The organism is Methylomonas sp. Kb3 (genome assembly GCF_002834115.1).
In the GTDB taxonomy this organism is placed as follows: Bacteria; Pseudomonadota; Gammaproteobacteria; order Methylococcales; family Methylomonadaceae; genus Methylomonas; species Methylomonas defluvii.
This window is the reverse complement of the sequence record NZ_PIZT01000015.1, coordinates 103,118-127,408: the sequence shown is the minus strand read 5'-3', so window position 1 is coordinate 127,408 and position 24,291 is coordinate 103,118. Positions and strand designations below refer to the sequence as shown.

At 52.7% G+C, this 24,291-nt stretch carries 19 protein-coding genes; 11 read left to right on the top strand and 8 right to left on the bottom strand.

Annotation, left to right across the window (positions count from 1 at the left end):
- Positions 1 to 123: 123 nt before the first annotated feature.
- Positions 124 to 2,289, bottom strand: coding sequence for a zeta toxin family protein (locus CWO84_RS11250; RefSeq protein ID WP_101052724.1), 2,166 nt, complete (start codon positions 2,287 to 2,289; stop codon positions 124 to 126).
- A gap of 304 nt (positions 2,290 to 2,593) precedes the next feature.
- Between CWO84_RS11250 and glyQ the strand changes: the two genes are divergently transcribed.
- From glyQ to CWO84_RS11230, 4 genes are read left to right on the top strand one after another with little or no spacing between them, the layout of a single operon-like run.
- Entirely contained in the window at positions 2,594 to 3,508 is a 915-nt protein-coding gene (gene glyQ / locus CWO84_RS11245; RefSeq protein ID WP_033156860.1) for a glycine--tRNA ligase subunit alpha, read from the top strand.
- A gap of 1 nt (position 3,509) precedes the next feature.
- Positions 3,510 to 5,579 carry a glycine--tRNA ligase subunit beta gene (gene glyS / locus CWO84_RS11240; protein ID WP_033156859.1) on the top strand — a complete coding sequence of 690 codons (2,070 nt, stop codon included), beginning with the start codon at positions 3,510 to 3,512 and terminating at the stop codon, positions 5,577 to 5,579.
- Complete coding sequence (gene gmhB / locus CWO84_RS11235) at positions 5,576 to 6,118, top strand: D-glycero-beta-D-manno-heptose 1,7-bisphosphate 7-phosphatase (protein ID WP_033156858.1); 543 nt, start codon at positions 5,576 to 5,578, stop codon at positions 6,116 to 6,118. Before glyS ends, gmhB begins: the two co-directional genes overlap by 4 nt.
- Entirely contained in the window at positions 6,084 to 6,848 is a 765-nt protein-coding gene (locus tag CWO84_RS11230) for a lysophospholipid acyltransferase family protein (RefSeq protein ID WP_033156857.1), read from the top strand. The genes gmhB and CWO84_RS11230 overlap by 35 nt, the downstream gene beginning before the upstream one ends.
- Before the next feature lie 386 nt (positions 6,849 to 7,234).
- Here CWO84_RS11230 and CWO84_RS24390 read toward each other — a convergent pair whose 3' ends face one another.
- The 3 genes from CWO84_RS24390 to CWO84_RS25165 form a co-directional block, all read right to left on the bottom strand.
- Positions 7,235 to 7,372: a hypothetical protein gene (locus CWO84_RS24390; RefSeq protein ID WP_165385996.1), complete on the bottom strand. Its 138-nt coding sequence runs from the start codon at positions 7,370 to 7,372 to the stop codon at positions 7,235 to 7,237.
- A gap of 100 nt (positions 7,373 to 7,472) precedes the next feature.
- Positions 7,473 to 9,380 carry a DCC1-like thiol-disulfide oxidoreductase family protein gene (locus tag CWO84_RS11220; protein WP_101052720.1) on the bottom strand — a complete coding sequence of 636 codons (1,908 nt, stop codon included), beginning with the start codon at positions 9,378 to 9,380 and terminating at the stop codon, positions 7,473 to 7,475.
- A 135-nt stretch (positions 9,381 to 9,515) separates the two neighbouring features.
- Entirely contained in the window at positions 9,516 to 9,644 is a 129-nt protein-coding gene (locus CWO84_RS25165; RefSeq protein ID WP_255189959.1) for a hypothetical protein, read from the bottom strand.
- A 231-nt stretch (positions 9,645 to 9,875) separates the two neighbouring features.
- Here CWO84_RS25165 and CWO84_RS11215 point away from each other — a divergent pair, with 231 nt between their 5' ends.
- Positions 9,876 to 10,277, top strand: coding sequence for a hypothetical protein (locus CWO84_RS11215; RefSeq protein WP_084153294.1), 402 nt, complete (start codon positions 9,876 to 9,878; stop codon positions 10,275 to 10,277).
- 54 nt (positions 10,278 to 10,331) lie between these two features.
- Here CWO84_RS11215 and CWO84_RS11210 read toward each other — a convergent pair whose 3' ends face one another.
- Positions 10,332 to 10,523, bottom strand: coding sequence for a DUF2970 domain-containing protein (locus CWO84_RS11210; protein WP_033156854.1), 192 nt, complete (start codon positions 10,521 to 10,523; stop codon positions 10,332 to 10,334).
- 75 nt (positions 10,524 to 10,598) lie between these two features.
- Between CWO84_RS11210 and metH the strand changes: the two genes are divergently transcribed.
- Together metH and CWO84_RS11200 are read left to right on the top strand one after the other, a co-directional pair.
- Positions 10,599 to 14,270 (top strand): methionine synthase, encoded by a 3,672-nt coding sequence (metH, locus tag CWO84_RS11205; protein WP_101052718.1) that lies wholly within the window; start codon positions 10,599 to 10,601, stop codon positions 14,268 to 14,270.
- 11 nt (positions 14,271 to 14,281) lie between these two features.
- Positions 14,282 to 14,545 (top strand): glutaredoxin family protein, encoded by a 264-nt coding sequence (locus CWO84_RS11200; RefSeq protein ID WP_033157001.1) that lies wholly within the window; start codon positions 14,282 to 14,284, stop codon positions 14,543 to 14,545.
- 67 nt (positions 14,546 to 14,612) lie between these two features.
- On the opposite strand, the gene CWO84_RS11195 is transcribed toward CWO84_RS11200, so the two are convergent.
- Both CWO84_RS11195 and CWO84_RS11190 read right to left on the bottom strand, forming a co-directional pair.
- Positions 14,613 to 18,740, bottom strand: coding sequence for a PAS domain-containing protein (locus tag CWO84_RS11195; protein WP_101052716.1), 4,128 nt, complete (start codon positions 18,738 to 18,740; stop codon positions 14,613 to 14,615).
- 316 nt (positions 18,741 to 19,056) lie between these two features.
- On the bottom strand, positions 19,057 to 20,082 hold the full coding sequence (locus tag CWO84_RS11190) for an HD domain-containing phosphohydrolase (protein WP_101052714.1): 1,026 nt from the start codon (positions 20,080 to 20,082) through the stop codon (positions 19,057 to 19,059).
- A gap of 331 nt (positions 20,083 to 20,413) precedes the next feature.
- On the opposite strand from CWO84_RS11190, the gene CWO84_RS11180 reads away from it, so the two are divergent.
- Positions 20,414 to 20,599 carry a YjfB family protein gene (locus CWO84_RS11180; protein ID WP_101052710.1) on the top strand — a complete coding sequence of 62 codons (186 nt, stop codon included), beginning with the start codon at positions 20,414 to 20,416 and terminating at the stop codon, positions 20,597 to 20,599.
- 21 nt (positions 20,600 to 20,620) lie between these two features.
- Here CWO84_RS11180 and rsmI read toward each other — a convergent pair whose 3' ends face one another.
- Complete coding sequence (rsmI, locus tag CWO84_RS11175; RefSeq protein WP_101052708.1) at positions 20,621 to 21,472, bottom strand: 16S rRNA (cytidine(1402)-2'-O)-methyltransferase; 852 nt, start codon at positions 21,470 to 21,472, stop codon at positions 20,621 to 20,623.
- A gap of 21 nt (positions 21,473 to 21,493) precedes the next feature.
- Between rsmI and CWO84_RS11170 the strand changes: the two genes are divergently transcribed.
- From CWO84_RS11170 to CWO84_RS11160, 3 genes are read left to right on the top strand one after another with little or no spacing between them, the layout of a single operon-like run.
- Positions 21,494 to 23,314: a penicillin-binding protein activator gene (locus CWO84_RS11170; RefSeq protein WP_101052706.1), complete on the top strand. Its 1,821-nt coding sequence runs from the start codon at positions 21,494 to 21,496 to the stop codon at positions 23,312 to 23,314.
- A gap of 1 nt (position 23,315) precedes the next feature.
- Positions 23,316 to 23,684 carry a YraN family protein gene (locus CWO84_RS11165; RefSeq protein WP_101052705.1) on the top strand — a complete coding sequence of 123 codons (369 nt, stop codon included), beginning with the start codon at positions 23,316 to 23,318 and terminating at the stop codon, positions 23,682 to 23,684.
- A gap of 5 nt (positions 23,685 to 23,689) precedes the next feature.
- A complete protein-coding gene (locus CWO84_RS11160) occupies positions 23,690 to 24,277 on the top strand; it encodes a phosphoheptose isomerase (protein WP_020483819.1) in 588 nt (195 codons plus the stop codon).
- Positions 24,278 to 24,291 lie beyond the last annotated feature (14 nt).

Genomic DNA, 24,291 nt, shown 5'->3' with positions numbered 1-24,291 from the left:
CATTGGGCTAGGGGATTTAATCAGTGCTGGAAATGTAGCAAGCAAATCGGCTAACGGCAAATCTGCTGGACCGCGTTTCAGCATCAGATTGGTCGTGGCCCAACATTTTGCGAATCTATTTAGTCACTCGACGCTGCCCTGCAAACGGGTAATCCAAGCGTCTTTCGCATTCGGGTCAACATGAAACGCCAGCGCCACCGGTTTGTGAAGCAGGCCGTCCTCGCCGGACGCATTGGGGTTGAGCTGGCGTTTCTCGATAAAATCGATCAAGCGCCGCAGATGGTAAACCAGTAATACCCGATTGCTTTCGCTGCCTTTGTAGATTAAATAGCCGACGTTGTCTTCACTCAAGTCCGGGTTCCGGGCGATCAGCGCGGTCAATCGGGTTTCGCAATCGCCGGCCAGGCTTTTCAACACCGAATCCGGATGCCGGCGGATAAACTCAAGTAGATGCCCGACCAAGTGGCCGGCCAACTGTTGCTGTTGCAATTGCTCCAGCTCGGCATCGCTAAGCAAAACACTTTCCGCCACCAAATAATGCTTATCCCGCTCACCGTCGTTGGCAAACAGCGAAATTTTCGCCAGCGCTGTGTCTTCAAGGGCATTTAGAAATTCTTGCGGCGAACGGATGTGTTTGTCGATGGTGACTACCCAGGGTAAAGCCCGCCCCGTCGCTTCAAAGCGCGATTTGACGCTGCCGATCACGCCGGAGCGCGACAACTCCAGCTCGCGCCCGACTGGCTTAACTAAAAAGGCATCGACCGCGGCAATCTGAGTGCGAAAGCCGGCAGCTTGAAATTGTTTAATTGCAGTTGAATAGCGCGGCGAATAGGGAATACCTGTGCCGTCGTAGAGGATATTGATCCGCAGCTCGCGGGCCTGTTGCGCTACCAGGTCGCGCAGGCGGTTGGCGAAGGGTTCGACGTAAACGTAGTCGTCGCTATGGTGATTGGCGGCGGTCAGCAAGCGGTATAGATCGCTGAGCTTTCTGAATTCGTCCAGGGAGGCGATGACAAAATTGTCGCCGCACAGCGCCGTGGCGATTTCCTCGACCGCGGTTTTACCGGCCCCTGCGCCGCCCATGCTCATCAGAAACTGGGGTTGGTCCACAGGGGATTTGCCGGCGAAAATCGCGTCTCGGGCGGCGATTAAAATGCGGGTAATCTTGGCTAAGCGCTCGTAGGCAATTTCCACGGTACGGCGCAAGCGCACTTCGTGACGAGCGGCGACCAGCATTTTTTGTTTTAAGGCTTCGTTGTCCGCCAATAAAAATAGATTGGCTTGCTCGCCGGCGCACTGCTTCAACAAATCCATCAATTCAGCTTGGCTGGGGGAGCGCAAGCCGGTGAGCATGTTCACGTCCAGGCAAAACAGCGGCGCAACGCCGTCTTCACGAATCGGGATCGCGTCAATCTCGAATTTGCCGGGGGCGCGCAAATCTTCGGTAGCCGGCAAATAGCCGATGATGTGCTCGGACACGCTCAAGGGATTATCGGCAAAATGCTGGCCGGCAATGAGTTGTTCGGCGGTAATGCTACTCAGCGGCACCAGACCGCCCGTCACGGTGATCAAGCATTCGATGCCGTCGCTGGTGGTATGCGACAGAAACGGAATCCCTAATAGAAAGCGTTTGTTCTCCGGCCATTTGCCGTAGCGGTTGGCTTGGTTGTGCAGGCTTTTAATCCGCCTGGGATCGAGGGCGTGCGTAAAGGCGCGGCTCAGCGCCCGGAGTTGACTATTATGATCGTGCAGCACCAAAGCGTCTTCGGCAGTTAGGCGGCGAAAATCGATGCCTTGTTCGTAGACGGCCTTGAAGGCCGGCAGGTTACCCAGCGCGGTAATGAAAAAATCCAGCGTCATCCGATTGCCGTAGCCATACGGCCGAATGATCCGCAAGGAATGATAAAAGCTGGCCAGTCGCTCGGCGATGTCCTCGCTATGAATCACAAAGCCATTGTTATCGAAAATCGCCGTATCGGCATTGCTGTCCCCATCCAACACCAAGCGCTCGATGGCGACGCGAAACTGTTTGCGTTTATCGGCATCCGGCATCGTGCCGGGGCGGTGGGTGACGGTGGGCTGCTCCTTCCAATCGCTAAACATTTCGCGATGAATGCGCGAGTACAAGCCGGTCATATAAGTGACGCGCTTGGTCTGGTCGTGCGAGACGGTGATTTCCAGCTCTTGCAACAAGGTCGACAACAGTCCGGCGCCTTGGGCAATAGCCAGCGCGGTGCGTAGGCGTTTTAGCGGCCTGTAACCCGGAAGATTCCGGCTGGGGTTTTGCATAATCCACCCTCTTATTTTTTATAGTTATTATTTTCTGGGGCTGATCTTAACCGGTTATTGGCGGAGAAGGAATATTGGCTGAATGTCTTGCAACGGAAAACTACTATTATTGGCGGTTGAGTAAGTCGGTATGGCATTCCGGCTTGTGAGGACGCTAGTGGGGAGCCAGAGCGCACAGATTCCGCTTGCCTGGAGCGATGTTAGCAGGCTTGAGCGGGATTCTTTAAAGCCCCCTTGGCGCCTGTCTAGCGAGTACTTTTCAGGTACAATAAACTCATTTTTTATCTATCAAGTGGCTCCCGACGTGTCGATTAGCAAAAACGATGTCTCTACTTTTCAGGGCTTGATTCTGACCTTGCAGGAATACTGGTCGAATCAAGGTTGTGTGTTGTTGCAGCCTTTGGATCAGGAAGTCGGTGCCGGCACTTTCCACCCCGCCACGTTCTTGCGCGCCATTGGTCCAGAGCCTTGGAACAGCGCTTACGTACAACCTTCGCGGCGCCCGACCGACGGCCGTTTCGGGGAAAATCCCAACCGCTTGCAGCATTATTACCAATTTCAGGTAATCATGAAGCCGTCGCCGGACAATATTCAGGAGTTGTACCTGGGATCATTGCGGCATCTGGGCCTGGATTTGCTGGAACACGACATCCGTTTTGTGGAAGACAACTGGGAGTCGCCAACGCTGGGTGCCTGGGGATTGGGCTGGGAAGTGTGGTTGAACGGCATGGAAGTCACCCAGTTTACCTATTTCCAACAAGTCGGCGGCCTGGAATGCCGGCCGGTAAGCGGCGAAATTACTTACGGCCTGGAGCGGATTGCGATGTATCTGCAAGGCGTGGAAAGCGTCTACGATTTGGTCTGGACCCGCGGCCCGCAAGGCGTGGTCACCTATGGCGATGTGTTCCACCAAAACGAAGTGGAAATGTCCGAGTTCAATTTCGATCACGCCAATGTCGACTTCCTATTCCAGTGCTTCGACACCTATGAGCGTGAATGCCTGATGCTGCTGGAGAAAAACCTGCCGCTGCCGGCTTACGAAATGGTCTTAAAAGCCTCCCACTCTTTTAATCTACTCGATGCCCGCCACGCCATTTCGGTCACCGAGCGCCAACGCTACATCTTACGGGTACGCAACATGGCCAAATCGGTCGCCGAAGCCTATTACAACCGTCGGGAAGCGCTGGGCTTTCCGATTCTCGCCAGACAGGGAGCGTGACATGACCGAGACCAATCATTTATTGTTCGAACTGGGCTGCGAGGAGTTACCGCCGAAGTTCTTAAAAAAACTCAGTCAGGCCTTGCTGGACAACATTCTGGCAGGCTTGCAGGAAGCCGGTTTGAGCTACGACCAAGGCCGCGCTTATGCCACGCCGCGCCGCTTGGCGGTATTGATCGACGATCTGCAAACCTTTCAATCTGATAAAGTCGTGGAAAAGCGCGGCCCTGCCATCCAGGCAGCATACGGCCCGGATGGTACACCCAGCAAAGCGGCATTGGGTTTTGCCGCCAGTTGCGGTGCGTCTTTTGAGGATTTGGAGAAGCTGGAAACCGACAAGGGTTCATGGTTGATCTTCAAACAAGCGGTGAAAGGCCAAGCCACTGCCGAGTTGATCCCTGACATTATCCGCAAAAGTCTGGCCAATTTACCGATTGCTAAACGTATGCGCTGGGGAAGTTTCGATGCCGAATTTGCCCGGCCGGTACATTGGGCGGTTTTGCTGTTGGGTTCTGAAATTCTGATTACCGATATTCTCGGCCGCACGACCGGCCGCGTCACCCGTGGTCACCGCTTTCATTCACCACTGGATTTGAGCATCGGTAGTCCACACGAATATCTGGACATCCTCAAACAGCATGGCAAGGTACTGGCCGACTTTGAAGAACGCATGACCATTATTCGCGATGCTGCCAATCAAGCGGCCAGCAATGTTGGCGGTATTGCCCATATCGAAGACGATTTGCTGGAAGAGGTGGCGGCATTGAACGAATGGCCGGTGCCGGTCGTGGGTAATTTCGATGCGCGTTTTCTGGAGCTGCCGCAGGAAGTCCTGATCACCACGATGCAGGCCAACCAGAAATATTTTCCGGTCAAAAATGCTGCAGGCCGATTGTTGCCGCATTTCATTACTTTCGCTAATATCGAAAGCTCCAACCCCGATTCCATCCGTCAAGGCAATGAGCGCGTGGTGTTGCCACGCCTGGTCGACGCTGAATTTTTCTGGAAACAGGATAGAAAGCAATCGCTGGCCGAGCGGGTTGAGAGCCTAAAAAGCATCGTCTTTCAGAAGGATTTGGGCACCTTGTTCGATAAAACCGAACGCGTCGCCAGCTTGGCGGCCTTGATCGCCGAGAAGTTGGGCGCCGATGTCGAATTAGCGAAGCGCGCTGCACTGTTGGCTAAAACCGATTTGATGACCAATATGGTCGGCGAATTTGCTAACCTGCAAGGTACGATGGGCCGTTATTACGCGGCGGCCGACGGTGAGCATGCCGACGTGGCGTTGGCCTTGGAAGAACATTATTATCCCAAGCAATCCGGCGGCGCGACCCCGAGCGGCCAAATCGGCCAGGTGTTGGCGCTGGCGGAAAAAATAGACACCCTGGCCGGCATTTTCAGCGCCGGCTTGATCCCAACCGGCGATAAAGATCCTTATGCCTTGCGTCGAGCCACGCTGGGCATCTTGCGGGTGCTGATCGAAAACGGTATCGCCTTGGATGTTGTGGAGCTGCTGGATGCGGCGCTGGATCAATTCAGTCACGACTTTAATAAAGTCGAAACCCGGCAGAAAGTGATCGGCTTTCTGTTCGACCGCTTAAAAGGGTATTGTCTGGATCAGGGCTACACCAGCCACGAATTCGAAGCGGTATTGGCTGTCAATCCGACCAGCCCCTTGGATTTCATGCTGCGTATTCGCGCCGTGCAAAGCTTTAGAGCCTTGCCGGAAGCGGAAAGCCTGGCAGCGGCCAACAAGCGCATCATCAATATTTTGAAAAAATCTGATCAAGCGCCTACCGAGAGCATTGGGGCCCTGGTCGAAGCGGCCGAGAAAAACTTATTGGCGGCAGCCGAGCAATCGGAAACCGACATTTTGCCCTTGCTGGCAGAACAGAATTATCCGCTGGCCTTGAGCCGTTTGGCGCAGTTGCGCGATAGCGTCGATGCGTTTTTCGATAACGTGATGGTCAATACTGACGACGAGGCTTTGCGCAACAGCCGTTTGGCATTGCTGGCCAAGTTGTCCAATCAATTCCTGAAAATTGCCGATATATCCAAATTGCAATCGTGACCGAGCGTTACGTTATTCTGGATCGGGACGGCACTATCAATGTTGATTCCGACGCATTCATCAAATCTCCCGAGGAATGGCTGCCGTTAGCCGGCAGCCTGGAAGCCATAGCGCTGTTGAATCGACATGGCTACAAAGTCGTGGTGATTACGAATCAGTCGGGGATTGCCAGGGGCTTATTCGATTTGGCAACGCTGGCGGCGATACATGCCAAAATGCGGCAATTGGCGTCCCAGGCCGACGGACACATAGAAGCCATTTATTTTTGCCCTCACGGCCCAAACGACACTTGTGACTGCCGCAAACCTCTGGACGGACTGTTTCGACGCTTTGCCGCCGATACGCAAGCTGATTTGAGCCGAACTTATGCGATTGGCGACTCCTTGCGCGATATTCAGGCCGCCGAATCGGCCGGTGCCAAACCTATTCTGGTCAAAACCGGCAAAGGCAAAAAAACCGCTATTAATAATCCACAACTTAACGTTCCTATTTTCGATAATCTTTATGACGCAGCCACGCACATCGTCTCGACAAGCTGATTTCAGAGTCTATTTGGGCTCGACACTGTTGTTCATTTACATAGTATTCTCGACGCTGATTGTTGGTGTAGCCATCTTGGGCGGTTATTTTCTGCCGTTTCCGATGCGCTATAAAATCGCCGATGTTTGGATCAATTGCCTGCTGTTTATGCTGAAGTTATGTTGCGGGCTAAGTTATGAAGTGGAAGGGCTGGAAAACATTCCTCGCGATAGCGCGGCGATTATTCTCAGCAAACATCAGTCGGCCTGGGAAACGGTGGCTTTGCGGCAATTTATTTTCCCGCAAACCGCGGTTTTGAAAAAATCGTTGCTGCAAATCCCGTTTGGCGGCTGGGCGCTGGCGACATTAAAACCCATCGCGATAGATCGGCAAAATCAGAAAGAAGCACTAAAGATGTTGATCGATCAGGGCATCCAGCGTTTGCAGGAAGGCTTGTTCGTGGTGGTGTTTCCGGAGGGAACCCGAGTGGCACCGGGAGCGCATAAAAAATTTAATGCGGGTGGCGCAATGCTGGCGCAAAAATCCGGTTTTCCGGTGATTCCGCTGGCGCACAATGCAGGAGAGTATTGGCCGCGCAACAGTTTTTTGAAATATCCGGGCGTGATTAAGGTCAAGATTGGGCCGGTTATCAGTAGCATTGATAAAAAATCGAAGGATATTAATGCAGAGGCCGAAGCCTGGATTAATAAAGCGATGTTGCAAATCGATGCAGAACGAATAGCAGGGTAATTCGAATTAGAGGGCTAAAATTTAAGCTGCAAAAAAAAGGCCCGCATTAGCGGGCCTTTTTCTTCAAGCTTAAAGATTAAAGCGCTACAGAAGTAGAGCTAGAAACTTTTTGTTTTGATGCATCCGGATCGTCCATGCAACCGCTCAGGCCAGCAATCATCAGGGTCATAGCTAAAAGAGATAATACTTTTTTCATAACATCCTCCAAATAAAAGTTTTTTATATTTTTGCGTGTGCTGAATCTAAACAAAAAATTAAGCACAGCTAGATTTAAACATGCCGAACCAGTTTGGCGCAAACTAAATCTGTTTGGAGGAAAAGAAATCGGGATATAAGGCCCACAGGGTGGGCCTTACTCAGGAAGGAATATCCTGCCAGGGCTAGGATTATTTAACCCCTGAACCTTGTTGGTTAGGTGAGCCATAGCCTTTTGGTTTTGGGTTGCCTTGGTCTGGGTCGTCCATGCAACCGCTCAAGCTTACAATCATCATTACCATAGCCAAGACAGAAAATACTTTTTTCATAACATCCTCCGATTTAAAGGTTTTTATTTTTGTGTGTACTCAAATTCAAGCACGCAAAATTTATAGCATGACAAAACCGAGTATGCAATACCCTAGATGTTTACAAAATATCGATGTCTTTCGGCAGGTTGATCTTTATGTCCTTTCCAGTCCATTGTGCGGAGCCTATTGCTTGCCATTCTCCTGCCAAGTTGCTGTTCCTGAGATCTTTTTCCCATACAAACGGTGCTCGAATTCTCTTCATTTTGACGATAAATTGCGTGCTATCGAGCTCTAAACCACTCTTTTTTCCCCAGAACGCCGTGACTTTCATGATGAATTTTTTCAAGCGGAGCTCGTCGATATTTGGGGTTACCGCAATGTTGGCCCACATGGAATGCACCCGTCCCCAATTCGGCGCCAACAGGCGGCCTTGCCGATTAACAAACGGTAACCATTGCTCTTTGCCGTTGGCATCCAAATAGGTAATAGCCAATAAGCGGTCATAGCCTTCGAAATGGTCGTGAAGATACAGCGCGTGAGGGGTGATGCCCAAAAATGTGTGAGACATCATTAAGACCGCATTGCTCATATCCGCCAGCATGCTGGTTATCGGCGACTGGCGGGTATCGACATGCAGGCGGTACAGCAAACCATAGTGAAAGCTGCTGTTGAACTGAAACAAGATCAACACCAGCAACACTTTGCTGATTTTGTGTACGCGACTTCTGGCCGGTAAGGCATGCTCCGCTTCGAAAATTCGCTCGTACAAACTCGGCGGCAGGTTTTCAGCTGATGCCGGCAGACAGCTCACATCGCACGCCAATCGCGTGCGCGAATCGGCAATCGCCCGATAGCGCCCGCATATCCATTGATAAAGCAGCGGCAGTTTCATGGCCCAACCTATCATCGCGGTGTAGCGCATCGAGATTAAAATTTGCGCGTAAGTATCAACGCCGGCATAAACCCGCCCATCACCATCCACCGCGTACAAATCGGTCAGCAGTTGCTTTTCGCCCAATTCGGCTAGAGCTGGATAATCGATTGCAAACACTTGTGCGGGCTTGAAATCGACGCCGTGCAAAACGTCGAAATGATTCAGTGTTAAAACTGTGCGATTGCACAATGGGCATTGTTGGTCGTAAAACACCGTCAATAGTGGTTGTGTGATCCGTAGAAGTCCCCCGATTTTTCTATACCAGGCAAATGGCATTACCAGGGCATAGAAAATCAGCATTCCCATTCCGAACGGGTAAATATTGAAGGACAGGGTAATGCCCAAATGCAAGGAAATCCCGATCAGAAAGTACAGCCATCTGAACTGGCGGCGATGAAAAAACAACAGGAAAGTAAACTGGAATGCGATGATGGTGTAGCCGATGATTTTTTGCAAAATCTCGATATTCAGCAGCCAGGACAAATCCAGCGCGGACATGTAATACGGAATCGAAGACGGCAACCAAGCACCCAAGCCGTTGCGCCAATGCTCGGCAAACATCTTGTGTATCGCGGAATCGAAATACAAAAAGCCCAGACAAATCGCGACAGGTAGATAATAAGTCAGTGCAGACACTTCCGGAGCTTGGTATTGAGAATAATGCGTGAAGGGGCGCAGCAATTTTTTCCTAAGGCCATCAATAGAAAAGGCTTGGTCCATAGGCATGAAGATCAGAAAGAAATTGGCGCCGATCATGAACAAATCGAAGCCGCCGTCGAAATCGCGCTGCATAGGTGAGAAATTAACGAATAGCAGCCAAAAAATGTAGTTAGCAACACTGGCCGCCTGGCAGCGGTAACCGATGGCCAGACAAAACGCCACCGCGGCCCATAGCCAAAGGAAGAACGGAATCATCGGAAATTCGACATCCATGAACGGGATGGGGTCGAATATCAAGTGGTTGAAATACAGCAGAAAAAAAACTTCCTGCAGTGTCACCACCCCAAACAAAAGCCTGAAAAGGCCTACGCCGGTAGCGGGTACTTTTTTAGAATAAAGAGCATTGACTTTCTGAACTAACAGTTTGTACATGGCGGGTCGGCAGGCTAAAAGTCCACAGATTATAAGGGATTTGAAAATGGTATGCGTCAGGCAAAAAAAAAGCGGCTACGGGATCTATCCGTAGCCGCTTTTTCCAGAAAAGCTTTGTAAGCGAGGGGGTGTAGCTTACTCTTCGTCTTTAGGCTCAGCAAAAACCCATTTTACAAAGAAGTATCCTGCAGCGATGATAACTACCGCTCCAATCATGCCCGACGGTTCTTTCAGCATTTCTGTTAAATCTAAGATCGCTCCCATGGGTGCCTCCTACCTTTAGTTAGTTGTTATAAAATTTGCCATGTCTTTGGCGGTCGAGCTTCATATGTTACTTTAGCTACCTTCAAAGTCAAGCGATTCATGGCTATCGCGGAAACATCCGACCGCAATTGCCATCCAGGTGGATTATGGTAGTATGCTTTCTCAACCTGAATTTTGAGAATTATAAAAACAGTTTCAACAAGGGGAATAGAGATGATTGGTGGCGTAATAATGATTTTGACGGCAATCTGGGTATATCAAACCCTGATAAAAGCCAAAACGGGTAATGTGCTGATGTGGGTTGCCGGCTGTGCCATAGTGTTCTTGGTCATTCAGGTGTTGTTCTACAACATCAACATTATGATCATCGACGGCTTAGACGGTAAAGATGTCGGCGGCGAATATGATCGCGACCTGACCAGCGTCGGCGATAGAAAAACCCAGGAAGGCGCCGGCGGCTGGTTCATGCCGGTTTTCTTCGAATTACTACCGCCGTTTGCCGGTGTGTTGGCTGTCGCTCTGATTCGCTGTCAGTTTATTTTGAAACAAGCGCTGACACCAGCCAACCTGTTCAGCGGCATCAAAGAGTTGTTTGTCAGCATCAAAAACAGCTTCAAAACCTCCAGCAACTAACTTGGCTGGCTCCGAAGCCCAAGGCCGCTTGGGCTTCGTTACCGTCGAAATTCCTCAGCCGCCGGTAACTGCGGATACGATGCTGACTATCGTTAAAATAAACAGCACAGTCGCAATCAGCCCGACGACAATATAGGCAGGCAAAGAGCCGTGCTGAAAATCAAGCTCTCTATTCTTATTGCTTTGCACGCCGATCACGGCGGCAAACACGCTTTTTATGACATGCAATAGACTGGGTTTAGACATGATTTCCCTCAAAATTTGGTTTGATAATAAAGCGGACTAGCCCACCGATATTCACCCTTACGACCCTCAGGCAGTATGAACAGCACACAAAGATTACACCAGTTATTATCTCAACGGATTTTGTTTCTGGACGGTGCGATGGGCACCATGATTCAGAGCTACAAACTGGAGGAGAAGGATTATCGCGGCGTACGCTTTGCCGACTGGCCTGTCGATCTTAAGGGCAACAACGATTTATTATCGATTACCCAGCCCGAGGTAATCAAGGCGATTCATCGCGCCTATCTGGATGCCGGCTCGGATATTCTGGAAACCAATACCTTCAATTCCACCCGTATCGCGATGGCCGATTATCGGATGGAAGACCTGGCTTACGAGATCAACGTCGCTTCGGCTCGCGTCGCTAAACAGGCGGCCAACGAAGTCAGCGCGTTAACGCCGGACAAGCCGCGTTTCGTCGCCGGCGTCTTGGGCCCCACCAATCGCACGTCATCAATGTCGCCGGATGTCAACGATCCCGGCTTCCGTAACATCACGTTCGACGATTTGGTAAGCGCCTACAGCGAAGCCACTCAAGGCTTGATCGACGGCGGCGCCGACATCATCCTGATCGAAACGGTGTTCGATACGCTGAACGCCAAAGCGGCGATTTTCGCGGTCGAACAGACTTTCGACAAACTAGGTTACAAACTGCCGGTAATGATTTCCGGCACCATTACCGACGCCTCCGGCCGCACGCTTTCAGGTCAAACCGCCGCCGCGTTCTGGTATTCGTTGAAACACGTGCAACCCGTCTCGATCGGCTTCAACTGCGCGCTCGGTGCGCAGGAACTGCGCCAATACATTGAAGAATTATCCAACATCGCCGACACCTACGTTTCCGCCCACCCGAACGCTGGCCTGCCCAACGAATTCGGCGAATACGACGAAACCCCGGAAATGATGGCCGCCGAATTGGCTGACTGGGCCGCCAGCGGCTATTTGAATATCATCGGCGGTTGCTGCGGCACTTCACCGGACACCATCCGCGCCATCGTTGCCGCGCTGGAAAAATATCCGCCGCGTAAGATACCCGAGTTGGAAAAACGCTGTCACCTGGCCGGCCTGGAAGCGATGAGCATCGGTCCGGAAACTTTGTTCGTGAACGTCGGCGAACGTACCAACGTTACCGGTTCGGCGATCTTCAAGAAAATGATCGTCGAAGAACGTTACGAAGAAGCCCTGGAAGTGGCCAAGCAACAGGTCGAAAACGGCGCGCAGATTATCGACATCAACATGGACGAAGGCATGCTGGATTCGAAAGCGGCGATGGTGCGCTTTTTGGATCTGCTGGCCGCCGAGCCGGATATTGCCAAAGTACCGATCATGCTGGACTCCTCAAAATGGGAGATTCTGGAAGCCGGCCTGAAATGCATCCAAGGCAAGGGCGTCGTCAACTCGATTTCGATCAAGGAAGGCGAAGAACTGTTCATCGAACACGCCAAGCTGGTGCGCCGTTATGGCGCTGCCGTGATCGTGATGGCCTTCGACGAACAAGGCCAGGCCGACACGATGGCGCGCAAGGTGGAAATCTGCACCCGCGCCTACAAAATATTGACCGAACAAATCGGCTTCCCGCCAGAAGACATCATCTTCGACCCCAACATTTTCGCGGTCGCCACTGGCATCGAGGAACACAACAACTACGGTGTCGATTTCATCGAAGCCACCCGTATCATCAAGCAGACCTTGCCGCATGCCTTGATTTCCGGCGGCGTATCGAATGTATCGTTCTCGTTCCGCGGCAACAATCCGGTGCGCGAAGCGATCCACGCCGTATTTCTGTACCACGCCGTACATGCCGGCATGGACATGGGTATCGTCAACGCCGGGCAGTTGGCGATTTACGCCGATATTCCGGAAGAACTGCGCAATTCCGTCGAAGACGTGATTTTGAATCGCACCCCGGAAGGCACCGAAAAGCTGCTGGAAATCGCCGAGAAATATCGTGGTAGCGGTCAGACAGCGAAACAGGAAACCTTGGAATGGCGTGAATGGCCGGTCAGCAAGCGCCTGGAACATGCGCTGGTCAAAGGCATTGCCGATTACATTGAAGAAGATACCGAAACGGCAAGGCTGGAAGCCGAAAAGCCTTTGCACGTCATCGAAGGGCCGTTGATGGATGGCATGAACGTGGTCGGCGACTTGTTCGGCGAAGGCAAAATGTTCCTGCCGCAAGTCGTGAAATCGGCGCGGGTCATGAAAAAAGCCGTGGCCTATCTGATGCCGTTCATGGATGCCGAAATAGACGGCAGCGAGCGGCAAACCAACGGCAAAGTGCTGATGGCCACTGTGAAGGGCGACGTGCACGACATCGGCAAAAATATCGTCGGCGTGGTATTGCAATGCAACAACTACGAGGTCATCGATCTGGGTGTGATGGTTCCGGCCGAGACGATTTTGAAAACCGCCCGCGAGCAAAACGTCGATGTGATAGGTCTCAGCGGTTTGATCACGCCGTCGCTGGATGAAATGGTGCATGTCGCCAAGGAAATGCAACGCCAAGGGTTTACGATCCCGTTGATGATAGGCGGTGCGACGACTTCGCGCGCCCATACCGCAGTGAAAATCGAACCGCACTATCAATCGCCGACCGTTTATGTTACGGATGCATCGCGCAGTGTCGGCGTGGTTAGCGCCCTGCTTAGCGACGATTTGAAAGCCGATTTCGTGGAAAAAACTCGCGCCGAGTATGAAATTGTGCGCGAACGCCACAAAGGCCGGCACGCTAAAAATCCGCAGCATAACCTGGAAAAAGCCCGGCTTAACAAATTCGATTACGCCAGCCATCTGCCGGTTAAGCCTAAATTTCTCGGCACCAAAGTCATCGATAATTTCCCGCTGGATACGCTGGTTTGGTATATCGACTGGACGCCGTTCTTCCAAACGTGGGAATTGTCCGGCAGCTATCCGGCTATTCTTAGCGACCATGTGGTTGGCATCGAAGCGACTAAATTGTTCGAAGATGCGCAAGAGATGTTGAAACACTTGATTCGCGAACAATGGCTGACAGCCAAGGCCGTCATCGGTTTCTTCCCAGCCAACAGCGATGGCGATGACATCGTGCTGTATACCGACGACACCCGCAGCCAGCCACGCGAAACGCTGCATCATTTGCGCCAGCAAAATGTCAAGGCGCCGGGTCGGCCAAACTACTGTCTTTCCGATTTCATCGCTCCGATCGGTAGCGGCATTGCCGACTATCTGGGAGGTTTCGCGGTGACCTCCGGTATCGGCATCGAAACCAAACTGGCCGAGTTCGAAAAAGATCATGATGACTACAGCTCCATCATGCTGAAAGCGTTAGCCGACCGTCTAGCCGAAGCCTTTGCGGAATACATGCATCAAGCCGTACGCCGCGAATACTGGGGCTATGCCGAAGATGAACAACACGATAACCACGCGCTGATCGAGGAAGCGTATCAAGGTATCCGTCCGGCGCCTGGCTATCCGGCTTGCCCAGACCACACCGAAAAAGCCAAGTTGTTCGAGTTGCTGAACGTCACCGAAAACACCACCATCGAACTAACCGAAAACTTTGCTATGTATCCGACTGCGGCGGTTAGCGGCTGGTATTTCTCGCATCCGGATTCGCAGTATTTCAATGTCGGTAAGATCGATCAGGACCAGTTAGAAGACTACGCGCGGCGTAAAGGCTTGAAGATTGAAGTGGCCGAACGTTGGTTGGCGGCGCATTTGAATCATTGATCGATTCAACCGTGGCCGATTTTATCCTGTTCGGCACCGAAGGCTGCCATTTGTGCGAAGAGGCGGAAGCGTTACTGGTAGCCGCCGGGCTGGATTTTACCAGCCGGGACATTATGGACAATGAGCAATGGCAGGGGGCGTATGGTTTGTTGATTCCGGTGTTGTGGCATGCCCCAAGCCAAAAGCAACTTAATTGGCCGTTCGACAGCCTGCAATTAAAAGCATTCAGCATCGCCATCGATCCAAGCGAATACCAGTCAGCACGCCGGACGTAGTATCGGTTTGGCGGTCGCCAAATCGTACGTGCCGGAACAGTGCAACTCAAAACGGCGAACGATAAAATCAGCTAGGCAAAGCCCTCAGAATGGCAGGATAGTCAAAGTTATCAGCCAGATAGGCCAGGGTTTTGCGCAATTGAGGATCCTGCGCCGTTGCCAGAACTATGGCATTTGCTATACGTTCCGGCTCCAGACTTTCCAGTGCATTTTTCAATTCCTCGCGTGCCGATGCCGGCAAGCCGGCTAACATGTTCGGCGTTAATGGCGCGATTGGCGGGGTTTGTTCTGGAACACCCTCGTAAACATAACGCACCCCCAAGTGCTTGGCCAGACATTCGTAGATTTCGTTGAAGCGATAAGGCTTGCGCACAAAATCGTTCATGCCGGCTTCCAGAAGCTCGCTACGCTGCTCCAGGAATGCCGAGGCGGTGACGGCAACAATGACGACCTCCCGCCCGCCAGGCAACTCCCGGATTCTTTTCGTGGCTTCCAAACCATCCATTACCGGCATTTGCCTATCCATCCAGATAAATTGCGGTTGCCATGTTTGAAATAGCGCTATGCCCTCCGCGCCGTTGCCGGCCACTTTGCAGGAGAATCCGACCGATTCCATCAATTTTGCCAGCAATAACTGATTTTCGAGCTGATCTTCAACGATTAATATGCGGTAGTCGCTTTGCCCTTCCACTAAGCCGATGACGGCGCCGGCTTCCGCTTTATCAGCACTGGGGCCGGTAATATCCGCCTGATTCACCTCCGCGAGCGGCAGATCTATTCTAAATAAAGCGCCTTGATTCGGGTGGCTTTCCAAGGTAAGCGTACCGCCCATCAATTCCACAAACTGGCGGGTAATGGTCAATCCCAAGCCGGTGCCTTGGCTATCCCTTTGCTCGCCTAGCTGTACGAATGGTTCGAATATACGTTGCTGATCGGCCAGCGGGATCCCCACACCGGAATCTTCGACCTCAATCTGTAGATGCGAAATGCGATTTTTGCGAGTGCCTAGGCGCAAGGTAACACCGCCTTGCTGCGTAAATTTAATAGCATTGCCCACCAGATTAATCAGCACTTGCCGCAAGCGGGCTTCGTCGCCGACAATGAAACGCGGAAACTGCGATGCCTGATCGACCAACAACCTCAGGCCTTTTTCGGCGGCGCGGACACTCATCATATCGGTAATATCGCGCACCATATTGCCCAAATCGAAAGGCGCGTTTTCCAGGTGTAGCCGGCCTACTTCGATTTTAGCCATTTCCAATACATCGTTAATCAACATCAACAGATGCTCGCCGCTGCGATTGATAATATCCAGGTTTTGCCTTTGCTCGTCCGACAGTTGGGGATTTTTCCGCATCAATTTCGAGAATCCAAGAATAGCGTTCAGCGGGGTACGCAATTCGTGGCTCATATTGGCCAGGAATACGCTCTTGGCCCTATTGGCCGCTTCCGCCGCATCGCGCGCAATTATCAAGTCGGCGGTACGTTGCTGGATTTCATCTTCGAGGTGTTCTTTATAGCGCCGTAATTCTTCCTCGTTTTGCTTGCGATCATGGATGTCCATACGAATACCCAACATGCGTATGACCTTACCGTCCGAATCGCGCTGAATACCGAAACCGCGCACATATTGCCAACGATAACTGCCGTCGGCGTGGCGCATGCGCGCTTGATATTGATATTCCGTGAAATCACGGGCTAACACGCCGCTCATTTTGTCGCTGACTTCCGCTTGATCGTCCGGATGAACGCTTTCGAACCATTCGCGCCGATCAGCCATGCCGGTCCGAACAGGATAGCCGAGCATCGTGTAATAGGTGGGCGAAGCGTACCATTGGTCGTTTTTTACATCCCAGTCCCAAACGCCGACCTGGGCGGCTTCCAACGTCAACCGCAAGCGCTCCTCCGAGTCGCGTAAATGCTCTTCCGTGCGTAAGCGCTCCGCCTTATCGCGGAGCACGGAAATGCCAAAGGCCAAATCTCCGGCCAGTTCCTCTAACAAGCGAATCTCCGCTGCCGTGATCGCATTGGGTTCTGCGGAATAAATCGTCAGCGCACCGAAAATATCCGCGTTCTGATCGGCCAAAGGCAAGGCAATAACCGAGCGATAGCCGCGCGCTAACGCTGCGTCTCGTGCCAAAGCCATCAGCGCATCTGTGCAGACATCCTGAACATAGACTTTTTCGCCGCTGCAAATGGCGGCGGCAGCGGGACTTTGCGCGCCCGCCGCATCCCCGCCACTGTGATCGGTGACGGCCAGATAGCCGTCTTCAAAACCGGCCCAGGCCACCGGGCGTATTGTTTTGGGAGGGCCGTTTTCCAAGTAGCCGACCCAAGCCATGCGATATTCGGCTTCATCGCAGACGATACGGCAAATTTCTTTAAGCAGGCTTGGTTCGTTGTCATGTCGCAGCAAGGCCTGATTGCAATTGCTGATCGCGCGCAATTCGCGATTGAGCTTATATAAGGCCGCTTCCGTTTGCTTGGCTTCGGTGATGTCCGTGCGTAAATATAGATAATTGCAAACCTGATAAGCTTCGTCGTAAATCGGTGAGGCGGTGATCTGTTCCCAGCGCAACTCGCCGTTTTTGTGGCGATTGGTCAGCGAGGATTTCCATAGTTTGCCTGCTGCCAATTGTGCCTGGCAGGCTTGGTAGGTATCGGCAGTTATTTCACTGGACAATAATGCGCGAGGCGTCATTTTGTAAGCCTCGCCGAACGTATACCCGGTAATCCGCGTATAAGCGTGGTTGGTATAGGTCAATACGCCCTGCAGGTCGGTAATCTGGATGCCGGTCGGATTCTGATCCGCCGCTTGCGCCAGCCGATTGATTTCGGTGGCGAATAGGTGGCGTTCTGTAATGTCGCGGTTAGTGATGCGCCGGCCTCGGTAGTTATTGTCCGCCCCGAACACGGCCTGGCAACAATGCGAGATCCAGCGAATTTCGCCGTCGCGGCGGACAATGCGAAAGTCTACTTCAGCGAGGCGTAAATGCTCGACATCGTGGCGATGATCGGTCATTAAGTGCCGGTCGTCGGGATGTATGATGCTCGGCAATAACCCGGCATCGGCCATAAACTCCTCGGCCGCATAGCCGGTAACCCGCAAGCTGGAAGGCGTCATATACAAAATCTGCTGATCGTCGCCTTCCCAATATTCCCAGTCGTAGGTGTAGTCCGCGACGGTATGGAACTTTTCCTCTTCGGCCGCCAACTTGGTGGCAACCTGCAATTGCTTTCGCCACGCACCGACGATGAACCGGGCGCTACTAACCGAAATCAAGGCAAACAGAAGAACCAGTCCGGCCATTTCCAGGACTTCATTCCACCACTCCGCCAGAAAATCGTCCCTAGCCAGACCGACGCTCACCCATAGCGGGTAGGCGTCCAGTTTGCGAAAAGATACCACCCTGGCGGTATTGTCGAAGCTGAGAGGCGTGTGAAAGACACCCGAGGTGTGTCCGGATGCGAGCATCCGGCGAAATTCCGGCGAAATGGTTTTATCGCCAATCATGTTGCCGGGTTCGGCATGGGCGGGATAGCGAACGATCAAGCCCATATCGGCATCTCTTAGGTTAATCGCCCCGCGACTGCCAATATCAACGTTGGAAATCGCTTTACTCAAGTTATCCAGTGAAACATTGGCAAAAACCACGCCGGCAAAACTGCCGTCGGCGCGGTTAAGGCGGCGTGCAAAATTTAGCACCCAAACCTTATTGATATGAGACATCACCGGTTTGTTGATAAATAGCCCAAGCGCCGGATTATCCCGCAAACTAGAAAAATAGAGCCGATCCGCCATGCTGAGCGGCTTATCTTTTGGTACATCCACGCCATAGGCTAGCCAACCTTGCGCGTCGGTAGCTCTAAGTCCGATAACCCATGGCAAACGCGCTTGTAAGCGCTGCATAAAAACCGACAGCGCCTCGGCGTCAACGCTCCCCGAAGCTTGTTGCCGCTGGATTTCCTCCACGGCCACCAACACGCCTAAGTCCACCTTTTCGATAAGGCTATCTAAGTTTTGCGCGATAACCTTGGCCAGATTCTGCGTCGTGATTTCGGCGCGCTGTTGATATTTGTCGAAGCTGCGATATAGCGCAAACCCCACGGTGGCGATAACCAACAGGTTAAGGATTACCGCCCCGGCAATCAGCCGCCTCGAGACATTGTTTGGAAAATCAAGCTGACCTGGCATAGCTGAACTCACAAGACTGTTGTGGTGTATTGGCGGCCCGTAAGTGTGCGCGGGCAAACGGTCCCATCGTATTCCTTAAACGCGCTGCAAAACACCTAAGAATAGGGTTAAGTAACTTTTCTAGCGCGGATTAGCGGAACTTTCCTGTGCTTGTCGAAGGATCGCAGGGGAAATCCGGGCCTTCATAGCCCTTAACCGTTCATGCTTCGACTGCGCTCTCGGCAATTGCTCAGACATCCAGGCCAGTCGAGCACGAACGGTTTGCCGGGAATAGTCATTTCGGGAAGTTATTTTTAGCGGAATTCTAAGGAGCCGCTCAAGCGGGCAGGCAGTAATCCCGTTCCCGAAAAAGCTTTAAACAAATCTCGACTACTTCGGCGTTATACAGCACACCGCGATTGTCGGAAATCTCCTGCAGTGCTGCATCCAGGCCTAAACCGGCGCGGTAAGGGCGATGAGACTTCATCGCTTCCACCACATCGGCAACCGCCAGAATCTCAGCTTCCAGCAATATCTCACCCTTCTTTAGGCCGCACGGGTAGCCACTGCCGTTGGGGCGTTCGTGATGTTGCAAGACGATTTGCGCGATAGGCCAGGGGAAGTTGATGGATTTGAGGATGTCGTAGCCGGTTTCGGCGTGCCGCTTGATCAGGCTGAACTCCAAATCGTCCAGCCGACCGGGCTTGCACAGTATTTCGGCGGGGATCCGAATTTTGCCAATATCGTGTACCACGCTCGCCAACGTCAGTCCCTCTATCCGCTCTTCCGGCAATTGCAAGCCGCGGGCGATAGCCGTGGCGAGGTGGGCGACGCGGCGTTGATGGCCGGCGGTGTAGGGATCGCGCGCTTCGATAGTGGCCGCAATCGCGGTCACGAAATCCAGCATGCCGGCGCGCAAATTTCTCTCGCTTTCCATCAATTTACGGGTTCGCTCTTCCACCTGTTCTTCCAGATGGTTGCGCAAGCGGTCAAACTCCAAATGAGTACGCACCCTAACCAGCAATTCATCGCGCTGATAGGGCTTGGTGACAAAATCCACTGCACCCAAGTCAAAGCCGCGCACTTTTTCGTCGGTATCCATGATCGCGCTGACGAAGATAACCGGCACATCGCATGTATTCGGGTTAGCTTTGAGTTGCCGGCAAACTTCGAAACCATCCATCTCCGGCATGCGAATATCCAACAGCACCAATTCCGGCGGGTGTTTGAAAGCGGAATTTAAGGCTAATTCGCCGCTAATAGCAGAACGGACTTCGTAGCCTTCGTCCTTCAGAATATCCGTTAACAACTTTAAGGAGGCAGGGGTGTCGTCAACGGCGAGAATGTTGCCTTTATATGTCATAAAACTCTTTAATCGGTTTGCCTGAATGCTGCCAGGATACCCTGCCAAATGCAGTTTTCAGCAAAATATGCCAAGGTTTTCCGGGGCTGGCTCATATCGGTTGCGATGCGCCGGAGCGTTAGGTCGTTCGAAACCATTCGGACGCCGTTCGATTTTGAAGGGGCCGCATAGCTGATGCCGCAGGACATTATAGTGTATGCCCCAAGGCGTAGGCAGAACGCAGGTAAGCAGTTATTTTTATCGATAGCCTAAAGTTATCGGCTTGCGGTTCGATAACCTTTTTAGCCGTTACGGCAACCGCTTTCCAAAACCAACCCGACGAGGCCATGCCATGCTTGATTCCGTCTCTTCCGTCGCCACGCTGGCGACACAAATGTCCACCCAAAAAACCGCGCAACAAGTCGAAGTTGCGATGCTGGTAAAAGCCAAGGAGATGCAGGAACAACAAGGCCAAAACGCCTTAAAGTTATTGGAGTCGGCCAGCGTACCGGCGAACGGTATCGATGTCCGGGTTTGAGCGGCGGAAGATTGCTGGAACTTAGCGGCCTTGCTTGTCCTGCATCGCCAGCGCCGCCTGATACAAGGTTTTTTTGCGCTGGCCGGTAATTTCCGCAGCCAGTGCCGCGGCGGTTTTGGTAGAACATTCTGTCAGCAATATGCCCAAAATCCGCCGTTGTTCGTCGGTTAATTCATCGTCTTGCTCACCAGCTTCGCGGCCGGCTACCAATACCACGAATTCGCCCCTGCGCATGTTTTCGTCGGTCTGCACTTTCTCCAACACCTTGTCCAGTTCGTTGCCGACAATCGTTTCATGCAATTTCGTGAGCTCCCGAGCAACGACAATTTGGTGATTAGCCGGAAATACCGTCAGCATATCTTCCAACGCAGCCTGGATGCGATGGCTGGATTCGTAAAAGGCCCAAGTCGAGCAGTCAGCCAACTTGTGTTCGAAGAAGCTGCGCCGCGCCGAGCCGGTGCGTGGCAAAAAGCCTTCGAAACTGAAACGGCTAGTCGGTAAGCCCGCCACCGACAAGGCGGCGATCAGCGCGCAGGCGCCGGGTATCGGACACACATCCACGCCTTGCTGTCTGGCCAATTTGACCAGAGGAAAGCCGGGATCGCTGATCATCGGCGTGCCGGCATCGGATACCAGTGCCACCGATAATCCTTCGCGGATTTTATCGATCAGGCCTTGCGAAGCGTGTTCTTCGTTATGTTGATGCAGCGATTGCAGCGGCTTATTGATGCCGTAATGTTGCAGCAACATCTTGACGTGGCGGGTATCTTCGGCGGCGATCAAGTCCACTTGTTTCAATATGTCCACCGCCCGAAAGCTGAAATCGGCCAGATTACCGATTGGCGTGGCAACCACGTATAATTTTCCGTACATTTATTCTTCGGTCCCCGTGCTATGTCTGATCGCAAATTTGCCGCCATTATGCCGCGTCGTGTTTTAAACCGCTGGTTTTTCGGCCTGTTGCTACTGGCTGCGTGTAGCGAGCAACCGGTCAAAACCAAGACCCAGCTGGAAGTGCGCCCGCAAACCAGTGCCCGCAAAGCCAAGCCGGCCGAGCCACCGCGCAGTTACCGGATGGCCGACAATCAAAACAGCCTGCATCTGCTGGATGCCGACACCCGCCTGCAAGCCGGGGATAGTCAGGCCGCGCAAAAAGCCTTGGATAAAATCAACGCCGAACAGTTACCGCCGGAATTGTTCAGCAAATACAAATTGCTCCAAGCTCAAGTAGCGTTGAGTATGGGTGATGCCGAACAAGCCTTGAAAAAGCTGGAGGGCGTGCGGCCCGCCATACTGACCGACGCCGATCAGATTGCTTATTACCAATCGGTGGCCTTTGTGCATGCTTTGTTGGGCGATGTTGTGCCCAGCGTTAGGGCGCGCCTGAAACTGGGCCGACTGTTGCAAAAACCCGAGCAGCAAAAGCAAAACATTATCGCCATCCTGGATGCGCTTAGCGTGTTGCCGCTGGAAACCCTTAGCGGTCCGTCACCCATCGTTGACGAACTGAGCGGCTGGATGGCCTTGGCTAAAATTCTGAAGCAACGTAACGTGGCGGGTTTCGACACAGCCGGTCAAATCCTGCAATGGCGGCAAATGTTTCCCGGCCATCCGGCCAACGCCGATTACCTGCAAGCCTATCTGAATCCGCCGCCCGTCAGTCAGCAAACCGTTCAAGAACCGGAGCAAGCTGCGCAACCACCTACTCCGGGTGCAACCATTGCCGTGTTGCTGCCTGGCTCGGGCTCTTACGCCAGCGCGGCTAAAGCCATCAGGGAAGGGTTGACGGTAGCCCATCGTCTGGCCGCCAGCGCCGCGCCGCAAATGCCGCTAAAGTATTACGACAGCGAAATAGACGACATAGCCAACATATATAAGCAAGCCGTTAGTGACGGCGCCAAACAGGTGATAGGGCCCTTGGTGAAGGAACAGATCCAAAATTTGGCGCAATCCGCCGAATTAAGCGTACCGGTACTGGCGTTGAATCATGTGGAAAACCTCAGCAACCCCAATCTCTATCAATTCGGCCTCAGCCCGATAGACGACGCGGAACAATTGGTACAAAAAGCCAAGCGCGATGGCCAACAGAATGCCGTATCGCTGACGCCGAATACCACGCAAGGTGAGCGGGTGCGCCATTATCTAATGTCGGCTTGGCAAGCGGTCGGCGGCGCCGTGGTGGGTGTGGAAAGCTACGACCCGAAACAACACGATTTCGCCGCCATTGTAAAAACCTTGCTCAGCAACAGCGTCAGCGCGAATGGCCAGAAGCAACCCTTGGCCTTATTCGTTAGCGCCAGCTCGGAATTGGCCAGAGAGTTGGCGCCGCAACTCAAGTACTCGCAAAGCAGCGAGTTGTCGGTTTATGCGATGCCGAATATCTACAGCGGCCGGCAAAATCCGGTGCGGGATAGCGAGTTGGGCAAGATTAATTTCTGCGATCTTCCTTGGGTGTTCGGCGACGCCTACACCGGCGCACTCAGCCAGCAAGCCGTGCAGAATACCTGGCAAGGCCTCAGCGACAGCCAGGTTAAGCTGGTCGCGTTAGGCATAGATGCTTACAACATCATTGGTCAATTACCGCAGTTGGCCGGAGCGTCTTACGCCGGCGCCACCGGCCGCTTGTCAGTGAACGATGAAAATCGCATTACCCGCAAACTAGTCTGTGCCCAGTTTAAAGGCGGCGTGCCGGTCGCCTCCGGCTTTGTCGAATAGCATGTTATTCGGCAAAACCAAGCCGCTGCATTTGCAAAAGGGCGATAGCGCCGAACAATTAGCTTTGGCTTATTTGCAAAAACAAGGCTTGGAATGGGTATGCAGCAACTTCCGCTGCAAAATGGGTGAGTTGGATCTGGTGATGAAAGACGGCGCGGCGCTGGTGATTGTGGAAGTACGCTTTCGCAAATCGGAGCAATTTGGCGGCGCAGTGGCCAGTGTCACCCGGCAAAAACAGGCGCGCATCGTCGCCGCTACCCAACACTATGTCATAATCAACAACCTGAGCCAGCTCTCGATTCGTTTCGACGTAGTTGCTGTATCCGGCAACAACCGCCTGGACTGGATTAAAAACGCTTTTCAAACCTGAGTATTATGAGTTTACAAGACCGCATCATCGCCCACTTTTCCGATAGCATTCAAACCAAACAGGATGCGATGGCCAGCTTGTGCGAGCTGATTGAGTTCGCCTCGCAAAAAATCGTCGAGGCTTTGGTGAACGACAAAAAAGTGCTGACTTGCGGCAACGGCGGTTCGGCGGGCGATGCCCAGCATTTTTCTTCGGAGATGCTCAACCGTTTCGAACGGGAACGCCCCGCTCTGCCGGCGATTGCCTTGAGCACCGATACCTCAACCATCACCTCTATCGCCAACGACTACCACTACGACGAAATCTTTGCCAAGCAATTGCGCGCTTTGGGGCAGGCTGGCGACATCTTGCTGGTCTACACCAGTAGCGGTAACTCCGGCAATATCATTAAAGCCGTGAAAGTGGCGCATGACCGGGATATGACGGTTATCGCGCTAAGCGGTAAAGACGGCGGTGTGCTGGCTGGCGCGTTGAACGAAGCCGATATTGAAATCCGCGTACCATCTTATTCCACCGCCCGCATTCAGGAAGTGCATTTGTTGATCTCGCATTGCCTATGCGATTTAATCGATCATCAATTATTTGGCGGCTAAGGCACTCAGACGCC